This window comes from Kluyvera sp. (assembly GCF_965301105.1).
The window spans coordinates 16616-28600 of record NZ_CBDKZX010000054.1; the positions used below are offsets into that span (position 1 = coordinate 16616).

General features: G+C 54.0%; 13 protein-coding genes. 3 read left to right on the forward strand and 10 right to left on the reverse strand.

Going from position 1 to position 11985, the window contains the following annotated elements:
- The first annotated feature begins 101 nt into the window (after positions 1 to 101).
- Positions 102 to 599 carry a non-heme ferritin gene (gene ftnA, locus ACW14G_RS16390; protein WP_163448981.1) on the forward strand — a complete coding sequence of 166 codons (498 nt, stop codon included), beginning with the start codon at positions 102 to 104 and terminating at the stop codon, positions 597 to 599.
- A 34-nt stretch (positions 600 to 633) separates the two neighbouring features.
- Here ftnA and ACW14G_RS16395 read toward each other — a convergent pair whose 3' ends face one another.
- The gene (locus ACW14G_RS16395; protein WP_167575546.1) at positions 634 to 873 is read right to left on the reverse strand and encodes a YecH family metal-binding protein; all 240 of its coding nucleotides are present in this window, start codon (positions 871 to 873) and stop codon (positions 634 to 636) included.
- 195 nt (positions 874 to 1068) lie between these two features.
- Here ACW14G_RS16395 and tyrP point away from each other — a divergent pair, with 195 nt between their 5' ends.
- Complete coding sequence (gene tyrP / locus ACW14G_RS16400) at positions 1069 to 2280, forward strand: tyrosine transporter TyrP (protein WP_249023087.1); 1212 nt, start codon at positions 1069 to 1071, stop codon at positions 2278 to 2280.
- Positions 2281 to 2318: 38 nt separating this feature from the next.
- On the opposite strand, the gene ACW14G_RS16405 is transcribed toward tyrP, so the two are convergent.
- The 6 genes from ACW14G_RS16405 to ACW14G_RS16430 form a co-directional block, all read right to left on the reverse strand.
- Positions 2319 to 2987 carry a YecA/YgfB family protein gene (locus ACW14G_RS16405; RefSeq protein ID WP_163448984.1) on the reverse strand — a complete coding sequence of 223 codons (669 nt, stop codon included), beginning with the start codon at positions 2985 to 2987 and terminating at the stop codon, positions 2319 to 2321.
- A gap of 85 nt (positions 2988 to 3072) precedes the next feature.
- Positions 3073 to 3789 (reverse strand): ABC transporter ATP-binding protein, encoded by a 717-nt coding sequence (locus tag ACW14G_RS16410; protein ID WP_163448985.1) that lies wholly within the window; start codon positions 3787 to 3789, stop codon positions 3073 to 3075.
- Positions 3786 to 4664: an ABC transporter ATP-binding protein gene (locus tag ACW14G_RS16415; RefSeq protein ID WP_163448986.1), complete on the reverse strand. Its 879-nt coding sequence runs from the start codon at positions 4662 to 4664 to the stop codon at positions 3786 to 3788. The genes ACW14G_RS16410 and ACW14G_RS16415 overlap by 4 nt, the downstream gene beginning before the upstream one ends.
- The gene (gene livM / locus ACW14G_RS16420) at positions 4661 to 5950 is read right to left on the reverse strand and encodes a high-affinity branched-chain amino acid ABC transporter permease LivM (RefSeq protein WP_163448987.1); all 1290 of its coding nucleotides are present in this window, start codon (positions 5948 to 5950) and stop codon (positions 4661 to 4663) included. Before livM ends, ACW14G_RS16415 begins: the two co-directional genes overlap by 4 nt.
- A gap of 9 nt (positions 5951 to 5959) precedes the next feature.
- Positions 5960 to 6874, reverse strand: coding sequence for an ABC transporter permease subunit (locus ACW14G_RS16425; protein ID WP_455648683.1), 915 nt, complete (start codon positions 6872 to 6874; stop codon positions 5960 to 5962).
- Positions 6875 to 6953: 79 nt separating this feature from the next.
- On the reverse strand, positions 6954 to 8072 hold the full coding sequence (locus ACW14G_RS16430; protein ID WP_064544573.1) for a branched-chain amino acid ABC transporter substrate-binding protein: 1119 nt from the start codon (positions 8070 to 8072) through the stop codon (positions 6954 to 6956).
- 537 nt (positions 8073 to 8609) lie between these two features.
- Between ACW14G_RS16430 and ACW14G_RS16435 the strand changes: the two genes are divergently transcribed.
- Complete coding sequence (locus tag ACW14G_RS16435) at positions 8610 to 9566, forward strand: GGDEF domain-containing protein (protein ID WP_163448988.1); 957 nt, start codon at positions 8610 to 8612, stop codon at positions 9564 to 9566.
- A 118-nt stretch (positions 9567 to 9684) separates the two neighbouring features.
- On the opposite strand, the gene arsC is transcribed toward ACW14G_RS16435, so the two are convergent.
- Genes arsC through ACW14G_RS16450 form a run of 3 tightly spaced genes read right to left on the reverse strand, consistent with a single transcriptional unit; the run spans position 9685 to position 11777 of the window.
- The gene (arsC, locus tag ACW14G_RS16440) at positions 9685 to 10110 is read right to left on the reverse strand and encodes a glutaredoxin-dependent arsenate reductase (protein WP_249023086.1); all 426 of its coding nucleotides are present in this window, start codon (positions 10108 to 10110) and stop codon (positions 9685 to 9687) included.
- A gap of 10 nt (positions 10111 to 10120) precedes the next feature.
- Positions 10121 to 11413 carry an arsenic transporter gene (locus ACW14G_RS16445; RefSeq protein WP_249023085.1) on the reverse strand — a complete coding sequence of 431 codons (1293 nt, stop codon included), beginning with the start codon at positions 11411 to 11413 and terminating at the stop codon, positions 10121 to 10123.
- A 43-nt stretch (positions 11414 to 11456) separates the two neighbouring features.
- Positions 11457 to 11777 (reverse strand): transcriptional regulator, encoded by a 321-nt coding sequence (locus ACW14G_RS16450; protein WP_249023308.1) that lies wholly within the window; start codon positions 11775 to 11777, stop codon positions 11457 to 11459.
- Positions 11778 to 11985: the final 208 nt, after the last annotated feature.

An 11985-nucleotide genomic window follows, 5' to 3' on the forward strand; every position in this document is an offset into this window, starting at 1 on the left:
ATTATATAAATCATTTTATATTTACCTTTTGCAAATAAATAAATAACAATTTATAGTTCCGATGTAATTAACTATTAACGTATTTTTTCAGGAGCGACACCATGCTGAAAGCGCCAATGATCGAGAAATTAAATGAACAGATGAATCTCGAACTTTATTCTTCGCTGCTGTATCAACAAATGAGCGCCTGGTGCAGCTACAACAGCTTTGAAGGCGCCGCCGCCTTTTTACGCCGCCACGCGCAGGAAGAGATGACGCATATGCAGCGCCTGTTCGATTATCTGACCGACACCGGCAGCCTGCCGCGCATCAACACCGTCTCTTCACCTTTTGCCGAGTACGCCTCACTGGACGAACTGTTCCGCGTGACCTACGAACACGAGCAGTTGATTACCAGCAAAATTAATGAACTGGCTCACGCCGCCATGTCCAACCAGGATTATCCGACCTTTAATTTCCTGCAATGGTATGTCGCTGAACAGCACGAAGAAGAGAAATTGTTTAAATCCGTTATCGATAAACTGACGCTGGCGGGTAAAAGCGGTGAAGGGCTGTACTTTATTGATAAAGAGCTGGCTACGCTCGATACCCAGAATTAATCTTCGTGCAGCGGCGTCAATACGCCGCTGCCGATTAATGCCGGCAAATCTTACTTTCCTCGGTCGTAAAACCCGATTCCAGCGGTATAAATTTCCCTTTATTACGTAGAAAAGCCACCAACTCGCCCGCCGTCATATTCTCCGCTGAACAGGTATGAAAACGCGCCTGCTCGCCGAAACGCGCATGAATAGCCGCCTCCAGGCTTTCAACACTGTACTGTTCGCCGGATGCAATCATCATATTCAGTACTTCGTGACCGTGAATAGAGTCCATTATTTCTCCCCTTAAAAAACCCACCATAAACTGCATTTGTATTGCATGTTTTGCGCTAGCGCAGCTTTCTGTAGCCTTATTAAAACCGTAAACATAAGTATACAGTCACTGTAATTCAGATTTGACGAGAGCAGCGGATTCACATACTCTGCGCGACATCTTTCGTTGTGAATACGTTGTGAAGTAGAGGAAAGCGTGAAGAACCGTACTCTGGGGAGTATTTTAATCGTCGCCGGCACCACCATCGGCGCAGGAATGTTGGCAATGCCGCTCGCCTCGGCGGGCGTCGGCTTTGGCGTCACGCTGGTGCTGCTGGTCGGCCTGTGGGCATTAATGTGCTACACCGCCCTGCTGCTGTTGGAAGTATATCAACACGTTCCCGCCGACACCGGGCTGGGCTCTCTGGCGCTACGCTACCTGGGACGCCGTGGGCAATGGGTCACCGGCTTTAGCATGATGTTCCTGATGTACGCCCTCACGGCGGCCTATATCAGCGGCGCGGGCGAACTACTGGCGTCAAGCCTCAGCCAGTGGTTTAGCATGGATATGCCGCCTGCGCTGGGCGTTCTGCTGTTTACCGCGATTGGCGGCATGGTCATCTGTGTGGGCACCTCCCTGGTGGATCTGTTTAACCGCTTCCTGTTCAGCGCCAAAATCATCTTTTTGATCGTCATGCTGGCGCTGCTGCTGCCGCATGTTCACAAAATAAACCTGATGACGCTACCGCTGGCCCAGGGGCTGGCCCTGTCGGCCATTCCGGTTATCTTTACTTCGTTTGGCTTCCACGGCAGCGTACCGAGTATCGTCAGCTACATGAACGGCGACGTGCGCAAACTGCGCGGTATTTTTATCATTGGTAGCGCCATCCCGCTGGTCGCCTATCTGTTCTGGCAGTTAGCAACCCTTGGCAGCATCGACTCGCCGGTGTTTAGCGCACTCATGTCTCAGCACGCGGGCCTGAACGGCCTGCTGATGGCGATTCGCGAAGTGGTCGCCTCACCGCATGTTGAGCTGGCCGTCCACCTGTTTGCCGACCTGGCGCTGGCGACCTCTTTCCTTGGTGTCGCACTGGGGCTATTCGACTATCTGGCGGACCTGTTCCAGCGCAAAAACACCGTCCGCGGCCGTCTGCAGACCGGCGGTATCACCTTCCTGCCACCGCTGGCCTTCGCGCTGTTCTACCCACGCGGTTTTGTTATGGCGCTGGGTTATGCGGGCGTGGCTCTGGCGGTACTGGCGCTGATTATTCCTTCCTTGCTGACGCTGCAAAGCCGCAAACATCACCCTCAGGGCGGCTATCGCGTCGCCGGAGGAAAACCGATGCTGTGGCTGGTGTTTGCCTGCGGGATCGCGGTGATTGTCATTCAGGCAGGGATCGCGACCGGGCTGTTACCGTCGGTGGGGTAAGTTTCGTGGTAGAAGAAAGGGGCCAATCGGCCCCTTTTTTATTTCGCTAAACAGCACTGCTTGTATTTTTTTCCGCTGCCGCACGGACAGGGGTCGTTACGTCCCACCTTCTGTTCGTTTTTAATCGGCTGCTTAACCGGCGCTTCTTTCGGATTGTCCATCCAATAATCAAACAGACTCAATGCCGCAGGGCGAATGTTATCAATGCTATCGAAGTACTGCTCAGCCGTGAAAGCTTCCAGCGCCGCGCTTTTCTCTTCATCGCCGTGCAGCGCAATGCTGTCAAACGCCGCTTGCTGCTCTGCCGGCAGACCGGACCAGTCGGTCAGGCGCGCGCCGCGCAGATAGCCATAGCACCACTCTTCCACGATGGTCAGCTCCTGACCTTCTTCTTCGCGGGTACCAAACAGCGGCTCAAACTGGTCCGGGTAGTCGTTCAGGCGATCGGCGATATCACTCATATGTTGCAGCGTGAGATTCACAAAACGGTCACGCTCGCGGTCAGTCGCCCAGTGCGGCACATGGTCTGCCCCGCCCCATACGGCAAACATCCACTCAGCGGGTTCAATCTCCAGCGGTGAGGAGAGGATGGCGGTCAGCATACCGTCCAGTTCGGAGACGTCGATAATTGACGCGTCAGAGGCATACTTCGCAATGGTCTCGTCCAGCCATTCCAGCTCGCTTTCGGTTAAAGGTCCCGTTTTCATACTCAATCTCTGTCGTTGTTGATGAGGTCATTCAGTTCAGGCGCAATGATGCAGGAGTTTAGCATTGAACTCCAGCAATGCTTTGCTACGCGCCGCCCAGATAGGCTTTACGTACCTCCTGATTGCCCAACAGTTCCTCGCCGCTGCCGCTAAGACGAATTTGCCCGTTAACCATCACGTATCCCCGGTCAGACAGCTTCAGCGCGTGGTGGGCGTTTTGTTCCACCAGGAAAATCGTCATCCCGTCGCGGGCCAGTTCACGCAGCGTATGGAAAATTTGCTTCACCACAATCGGCGCTAACCCGAGGCTGGGCTCATCAAGCAATAGCAGTTTCGGTCGGCTCATCAGCGCGCGGGCAATCGCCAGCATCTGCTGCTCACCGCCGGACATGGTCATCGCCCGCTGCTTGCGCCGCTCTTTGAGACGAGGGAACAGATCGAACATGCTTTGCAGATCCTGAGCGGCATGCTGATTACCAATTGGTATCGTGCCCATCAGTAAATTTTCTTCCACGGTCATATCAGGGAAAATGCGCCGTCCCTCCGGGGCCTGAGCGATCCCGGCCGAGGCGACATAATGGGTGGTGCGATGGCTGATATCGTCGCCGCAGAAGAGAATTTGCCCGCTGCGCACCCGCGGCTGGCCGAAAATGGACATCAACAGCGTCGATTTCCCCGCGCCGTTGGCGCCAATCAGCGAGACGGTTTCGCCTTTATTGACCTGCAGCGAAACCTGCTTTAATGCCTGGATAACGCCGTAAAAGACATCGACCTCACGAAACTCCAGCATCGGTTCGCTCATAGGCTGACCTCGTCTTCGCTGGTGCCGAGATAGGCGGCAATGACTTTCTCATCGTGCTGAATTTGCTCCGCCTTGCCCTGGGCAATGACATCGCCGTGGTCTAGCACGATAATATCGTCCGAAATGTCCATCACCATCCCCATATCATGTTCAATCAGCAGCACGGTTATGCCGTGATGCTCGCGCAAGAAACGAATAATTTTGCTCAGCGCCCGGGTTTCCACGGGGTTCAGCCCGGCGGCGGGTTCATCAAGGCAAATCATCTCCGGGCCGGTGCACATGGCGCGGGCAATCTCCAGGCGGCGCTGCTGGCCGTAAGACATCTCGCCCGCCAGCCGGTTAGCGCAGTCAACCAGATCCACCACCTCAAGCCAGTAAAAAGCGCGATCCAGCGCGGCGCTCTCTGCCCGACGGTAAGCTGGCGTATTGAGGATCCCGGCGACCAGGTTGCGGTTGACCTGCATATGCTGTGCAACCAGCAGATTCTCCACCACCGACATCTCACGGAAAAGACGGATATTTTGAAACGTCCGCGCCAACCCGGCCCGGTTGACGAGGTGGGTCCCGCCAAACATTTTGTAAAAAATACGCTGCCCGAGGTGCGCCGGATTCACCCAATCACCCGGCTGAAACTTCTGCCCAAGGATCTGGATGACGTTAGTGGTTTTCCCGCGCGTGTTGAACAGGATTTTGCCGCCGGAGGCCTTGTAGAAACCGGTCAGGCAGTTAAACACCGTGGTTTTTCCCGCGCCGTTTGGGCCGATCAGCGCGGTAATCGAGCCACGCTGTACCTCCAGATTAACGTCGTTCAGCGCCTTAATACCGCCAAAATGCATCATCAGATGCTCAACGCTTAAAATCACATCCTGGCTCATGGCGCCACTCCTTTACGCACCGCAAATCCGCTGCGATTAATGCGAATCAGCCCCCGAGGACGCCAGATCATCATCACCACCATCAATACGCCAAACAGCAGTACGCGATACTCGGCAAAGCTGCGCAGCAGTTCGGGGGTGACGGTCAGCACAAACGCCGCCAGTACCACGCCAATGGTCGAGCCCATTCCACCCAGCACCACGATGGCGAGGATCAGCGCCGACTCAAAGAAGGTAAATGACGTTGGGTTGACGAAGCCCTGATAGGTGGCGAAAAACACGCCGGCAATCCCGGCGGTCGACGCGCCGAGCGTAAAAGCCGACAGCTTCACCAGCACGTGATTCAGGCCCATTGAACGGCAGGCGATTTCATCTTCACGTAGAGCCTCCCACGCGCGGCCAATTGGCATACGCGTTAGACGATGCTTGATATACAGCACCAGCAGTACCACCAGCACCAGAACCGCGTAGATAAAAATAAACTTCAGGTTAGGGTTATAGGTGAGATGGAAAAACTCGTGAAATGGCACACCGCCCTCTTTCGCTCGTCGTCCAAATTCGAGGCCGAAGAAGGTCGGCGGCGGCGCAGAAATCCCGTTCGGGCCACCGGTGAAACTGAGCCAGTTATTGAGAATCAGACGGATGATTTCACCGAAACCAAGGGTCACAATGGCCAGATAGTCGCCGTGCATGCGCAGCACCGGAAAGCCGAGCAGCGCGCCCGCCGCCGCGGCCATCAGCGCCGCCAGCGGCAGCATTGACCAGAATCCTAACCCCAGATACTGATAACCCAACGCCAGCCCGTAGGCGCCAATGGCATAAAACGCCACGTAGCCCAGATCCAACAGCCCGGCGAGACCGACCACAATGTTCAGCCCCAGCCCCAGCAGCACGTAAATCAGGCCGAGGATCGCCACGGTCAGCACGTATTTGGTGGCGACGAACGGGAAACAAACCGCTAACGCCACGACCAGCGGGATTATCCAGCGCATCCGGCTTTTATAGTCCGGGGCGCGGACATAGACGCCAGCGTTATCGCTTTCAAAACGAGAGGTAAAGCGTCGACCAATGGCGGTGGTGGCCATTGCGCTAAGCGCAAAACGCCCTATCATTACCGCGGCGATAATCCAGATTAGACGTTGGCCTTCAAAGTTAAAGCTGTAGCCGTCGAGCACTACCCCGACAATGGGGCCAAAGATAATCAGCGCCACCAGGCCGGAAAAGATCGCGTCAAGAATGCAGCGTTTGAGGGAAAAGACCTCGTGTGAAGCCGTTGAATGCGTCATTGTCAGCTCCTACACTTTGGCCACAATCGGGCGGCCGAGCAGCCCCTGCGGGCGAAAAATCAGGATCACCACCAGCAGCCCGAACGAGAACACGTCTTTATAGTCGGAGTTGACCATGCCGGAGAACTGCGCTTCGGCCACGCCAAGCAGCAGCCCACCCAGCATCGCCCCCGGCAGAGAACCGATACCGCCAAGCACCGCCGCGGTGAACGCCTTGACGCCGATAATAAACCCGGCATAGAAGTCGAAAGTGCCGTAGTTCATGGTGATCAACACCCCCGCCAGCCCCGCCATGGCTGCGCCGATCACAAACACCAGCGAGATAATACGATCGGTATTGATCCCGAGAATCGAGGCCATTTTGCGATCCTGCTGCACCGCCCGGCACATCCGCCCGAGCCGGGTGTGACCAATAATCCACGTTAACAGCAGCATCCCGGCAAACGACGCCAGCAGGATAAAGATCTTGGTGTAGGTGATCTGTACAAAGCCTTCGCCGATATGCAGACGCAGCACGCCATCCAGCATTGTGGGAACCCCCTGCTGGCGCGGCCCCTGGCTGATTTGCGCGTAGTTTTGCAGAATTAACGACATACCGATGGCGGAAATCAGCGGCGCCAGGCGGGTGGAATTGCGCAGCGGTTTGTAGGCAATACGCTCAATCGTCCAGCCGTACACGCCGGTAACCACGATGGTAAAGACCAGCGTGCCGAGAATCAGCAAGGGGAAAGAGTGCAGGCCAAAGAAGGACAGCAGCGCCAGACCGATGGCGCAGAGATAGGCTGAGATCATATACACTTCGCCGTGAGCGAAGTTAATCATGCCGATAATACCGTATACCATGGTGTAACCAATGGCGATCAGCCCATAGACCGATCCTAGCGTCAAGCCATTGACTAACTGTTGCAGAAAGAATGTCTCCATCATCGCGCGCTCGTGTTATTGGCCATGTTATAGAGCGCCGGTATGCGAGCACACCGGCGCTGAGCGTGACTCCGTCCGGTTACTCAACTTCCTTATACTTGCCTTTATCATCCCACTGATAAACGACGTAGTCCGAGACTTTCAGGTCGCCCTTGCTGTCCCAGGCTTTCTTGCCCATGACGGTTTCGACCGGGTTGGCCTTCAGCCATTCGCTTGCTTTCGCCGAGTCGGGGCCCGCCGCCTTAAACGCCGCGGCGATTGCCTGAATAGAGGCATAGGAATAGAGGGTATAACCTTCAGGCTCAAACTTGTTGGCGCGGAATTTTTCGATCACCGCCTTGCCGTCCGGGATCAGGCGCGGATCTTTGCCAAAGGTCATATAGATGCCGTTGGTGTACTGCGGACCACCGGCGGCGGTAACCATCTCTTCGTTGACGATACAGTCGCCGGAGAAGAATTTCGCCTGTACGCCCTGCTCCCGCATCTGACGCACCAGCGGCCCCGCTTCGGGGTGACAGCCGCCGAAGAAGACCACATCCGGCTTCTGGGCGCCAATTTTGGTCACCAACGCATTGAAATCTTTTTCACCGCGCGACAGGCCTTCATACATCACATCCTTCACGCCGCGCTTGGCCAGCGCCGCGCGGGTCGCATCCGCCAGGCCCTGTCCGTAGGTATCTTTATCGTGAATGATAACCACCCGTTTGGCCTTCAGCTTATCAATGATGAAGTTGCTGGCGACGTCGCCCTGCTGGTCATCGCGGCCACACATACGGAACATATCGTTCATTCCGCGCTCGGTGATCAGCGGGTTTGTTGAACCTGGGGTGATGGCCAGCACGCCCGCGTCGTTATAAACCTCGGAGGCGGGCATCGTCGAAGAGGAACAGAAGTGGCCGACGACAGCCTGCACTTTGTCCTGATCGACCAGACGGTTCGCCACCGCCACGGCCTGCTTCGGCTCGCAGGCATCATCGCCCTGCACCAGCTTAATTTTCTCGCCGTTAATCCCACCGGCGGCGTTAATATCCGCCGCGGCCTGGGTCGCGCCGTGCCAATATTGATCGCCATAGGTGGCGTTTGGCCCGGTAAATGGCCCGGCGACACCAATTACGATATCGGCCTGGGCGGAAAACGCCGTCACCAGACACCCTGCCAACACAATCGAAAGCGGACTTCTTATTAATTTCAGCGACATTATTATCTACCTTAGCAAAAGAGGTTTATGCATAACGGTGTGAAGCCGAACCACCGGCGCACGCGCCGGACATACGACATCCTGACAATATCCTGCTGATAACGGCGAGGTTTCCTTACGCTTTTCAGGTCAAATCATTAAGCAAAATGGTTGCCAACTTTTCGCAACCAGCGCAGGGATTTAGACAATGTTGAGTATAGAGCGCCGTTACAGGGCCTCTGCACCGGCGAAGTGAAATTACGGGAGGGATCACATCTGGTTAACAATAAAGTACATAAATATTGCAATAGTCACGCTTTGCGCATTTTTGTAGCAAGTTGTGCAAACTATGCTGCGCGGTGGTGCAATCGATGGGCATAACAAAAAATCCCGCCGGGGAGCGACATATTGATTCACCGGATAACCGTTGTGAGGGTTATCGGGGGCATTCAGGCTGCGGAGCACTTTTTTGAACTATATTCAAATGATTGGTCAGCCTTAATCCGGCTTTACGCCAGAATGTATCTGGCATCAACATATCTATTTCTTCGAGGTGATATGAAATTCCCAGGCATCCCGGATAATGAGGAAGAACGATTAAGATCCCTTTATCTGGCAGACCTTCTTGATACCGGCTCCGAAGAACGATTCGATCGTTTAACCCGTCTGGCCAAAAAAATCTTTCAGGTGCCCGTGGTACTGATAAGTCTGCTCGACCGTGAGCGTCAATGGATGCTAGCGTGCGAAGGTTTGGGTACCCGCGAAACGCCTCGCAACATCTCTTTCTGTAGCCACGCCATTTTAGAGGATGGCCCCTTTATTGTTAACGACGCATCGCACGATGAACGTTTTCATGATAACCCGCTGGTGACCGGGGAACCCTACATCAGATTCTACGCGGGTTATCCCGTACATCTGCCTGATGGCGCGGTTGCGGGTACGCTTTGTCTGATTCATTCCACGCCCCGCGGTTTCAGCGACGAGGATATTGCTTGCCTCAGAGATTTGGCTTTTATTGTCGAAGATGAATTTAAAATTATTGGTATCGCCATGACCGATAGCCTAACGGGCATACCGAATCGTCGTGGTTTCTACAGTAAAGGCGAAAAACGATTCCATTCCCTGACTAAAACCAATGCAACATTCAGCCTTATCTTTTTTGATCTCGATAAGTTCAAACCTATCAACGATCTCTGGGGGCATGCAGAAGGTGATGAGGTATTAAAAGTATTTGCCGCGATGCTATATAAGCGCCTGGGCACCAGAGATATTGCAGGACGCCTCGGCGGCGATGAATTTGCCGTTCTCCTCGCCCACCACGCCGATGCGGATGCATTTTTACACGGATTGCGCAGCGATGTAGATGAGTACAACGAAAACTCGGGCAAACCCTATAACATCAATTATTCCTATGGGATGTTACGTAATGACCCGGATCGCTACCCTTCGCTGCGGGAAATGCTTAAAGAAAGCGATGAGGTGATGTACTCAGCAAAACGCCGGAAGCACGCATAACCTTTCACATTGGCAGAGAATGAATATCAGGCATTGATAAAGGCTGTTTTGCAGGGCGGGGATTCTGACACGGAAAATGAGCATCGTTGAAGCCAGGGGGCATGAGCCCCCTTGATATTTATTTCAGTTTTTTACCAGCATCGTTAACGACCTTCTCGCCATCTTCCTTGGTGAATGCGCCTTTTTGCCCGTCCGGGAGGATATCCAGCACCAATTCTGACGGCCGGCACAGCCGCGTTCCCAGCGGCGTCACCACAATGGGGCGATTAATCAGGATCGGATATTGCAGCATAAAGGCGATTAGCCGATCGTCAGTAAATTTATCTTCCGCAAGTCCTAACGCTTCATAAGGCTCAACATTTGTCCGCAGCAGGGCCCGTACGGTAATGCCCATGTCCCCAATCAGTTTGACCAGTTCATCGCGTGACGGTGGATGCTCAAGATAATGAATAATCGTAGGTTCAGTACCACTGTTGCGGATCATCTCAAGCGTATTGCGCGATGTACCACAGGCTGGGTTGTGATAAATGGTGATGTTGCTCATTTTCAGTATCTCATGACAAAGTGAAAGAGAGACGTAGCGCCAGCGCAGCCAGCGTGACAAACAGGACAGGCAGGGTCATCGCAATTCCGGTGCGGAAATAATATCCCCAGCCAATCTTCATATTCTTTTGTGCAAGCACATGCAGCCACAGCAAAGTCGCCAGGCTACCAATTGGCGTAATTTTTGGGCCTAAATCGCAACCAATCACATTGGCGTAAATCATCGCTTCTCTGACGATGCCGGTCGCCGCACTACCATCAATGGATAATGCCCCAATCAACACCGTCGGCATATTGTTCATCACCGATGACAGAAACGCCGTCAGGAAACCGGTGCCGAACGTGGCAGTCCATAGACCGTTGTCAGCCAGCATATTGAGTACGGCAGACAGATACTCAGTGAGTCCGGCATTACGTAAGCCGTAGACGACCAGATACATACCCAACGAGAAAACCACGATCTGCCAGGGTGCCCCACGAAGCACCTTCCCGGTGTTTATCGCATTTCCACGTTTTGCGACCACAAACAGCACTGCGGCGCCAACGGCGGCTATCGCGCTGACGGGGATCCCCAACGGTTCCAGGACAAAGAAACCAACCAGCAGGAACAGCAGGACTATCCAGCCCGCTCTGAACGTCGCCGGATCCTTAATCGCACTGGCGGGCATCTTCAGCAGTGAAACGTCATATCTGGCCGGAATATCCCGACGGAAGAAGAGATGCAGCATAACCAAGGTGGCAGCAATGGCCGCCAGGTTTACAGGGACCATCACGGAGGCGTACTGAGTAAATCCCAGGCCGAAGAAATCCGCTGAGACGATATTGACCAGGTTAGAGACAATCAGCGGCAGACTGGCGGTATCTGCGATAAATCCTGCTGCCATGACAAAGGCCAGTGTCGTCCTCGGGCTGAATCCCAGCGCCAGCAGCATCGCAATCACAATAGGCGTCAGTATCAATGCGGCACCGTCGTTAGCAAACAGAGCAGCGACAGCTGCGCCAAGCAATACTATCCATGTAAACAGCAGTCGACCGCGCCCGTGCCCCCACCGGGCAACATGCAGTGCGGCCCATTCAAAGAAACCGGACTCATCGAGCAGCAGGCTGATGATAATCACTGCAATAAATGCCGCTGTTGCGTTCCAGACAATATTCCAGACCACGGGGATATCCCCAATGTGGATGACCCCTGTTCCCAGCGCCAGCACGGCACCAATACTTGCGATCCAGCCAATACTGAGTCCTCTGGGCTGCCAGATAACCAGCAGCAGCGTCAGTATAAAAATACTCCCTGCCAAAAACATCCCGGACCTCTTTATATATGTTTATACGTATGTGAATAAACTATCAGCAAGACGTGCATGCCGATTTATCCAGCCATTCACGCACATCATCGCGCAAGCACTGCCATGACGTCGTTATCGTCTCACTGGCCCATGCCGGGATATGGGGGGACAGTCGATAATGAACCCATTTCCCTTCCCGACGATCCAGTACCAGCTCGGCCTCACGCAGGATAGCCATATGGCGAGAAATTTTAGGCTGTGATTCAGTCGTCGCAGCGCAGATATCACATACGCACAGTTCGCCGGCCTCCCTAAGTAGCATGACAATCGCGAGGCGAGTTTCATCCGACAGGATTTTAAATAGCTGAACAGGCTGTAGCATCTTGTACTCCCTTCCCTTTACATACACATATGCTAAATCATATATATTGATTTTGGAATCACCAAACGATCCCGGAGATAAAAAACGGAAGACTTTTTGCACTGAACGCGGATTATCTCGAGCAACCAATTCGAGGAGAACGGGCGAATGGTGGTGACCTGCCCCCACGATTAGATACAACACTCAGTTAGTAACGTCGGAATCTTCA

Bases quoted from the DNA above. Each gene is read 5' to 3' on its own strand.
- ftnA (WP_163448981.1), top strand. From the start codon at position 102: ATGCTGAAAGCGCCAATGATCGAGAAATTAAATGAACAGATGAATCTC.
- ACW14G_RS16395 (WP_167575546.1), bottom strand. From the start codon at position 873: ATGGACTCTATTCACGGTCACGAAGTACTGAATATGATGATTGCATCC.
- ACW14G_RS16405 (WP_163448984.1), bottom strand. From the start codon at position 2,987: ATGAAAACGGGACCTTTAACCGAAAGCGAGCTGGAATGGCTGGACGAG.
- ACW14G_RS16410 (WP_163448985.1), bottom strand. From the start codon at position 3,789: ATGAGCGAACCGATGCTGGAGTTTCGTGAGGTCGATGTCTTTTACGGC.
- ACW14G_RS16415 (WP_163448986.1), bottom strand. From the start codon at position 4,664: ATGAGCCAGGATGTGATTTTAAGCGTTGAGCATCTGATGATGCATTTT.
- livM (WP_163448987.1), bottom strand. From the start codon at position 5,950: ATGACGCATTCAACGGCTTCACACGAGGTCTTTTCCCTCAAACGCTGC.
- ACW14G_RS16425 (WP_455648683.1), bottom strand. From the start codon at position 6,874: ATGGAGACATTCTTTCTGCAACAGTTAGTCAATGGCTTGACGCTAGGA.
- ACW14G_RS16430 (WP_064544573.1), bottom strand. From the start codon at position 8,072: ATGTCGCTGAAATTAATAAGAAGTCCGCTTTCGATTGTGTTGGCAGGG.
- ACW14G_RS16435 (WP_163448988.1), top strand. From the start codon at position 8,610: ATGAAATTCCCAGGCATCCCGGATAATGAGGAAGAACGATTAAGATCC.
- arsC (WP_249023086.1), bottom strand. From the start codon at position 10,110: ATGAGCAACATCACCATTTATCACAACCCAGCCTGTGGTACATCGCGC.
- ACW14G_RS16445 (WP_249023085.1), bottom strand. From the start codon at position 11,413: ATGTTTTTGGCAGGGAGTATTTTTATACTGACGCTGCTGCTGGTTATC.
- ACW14G_RS16450 (WP_249023308.1), bottom strand. From the start codon at position 11,777: ATGCTACAGCCTGTTCAGCTATTTAAAATCCTGTCGGATGAAACTCGC.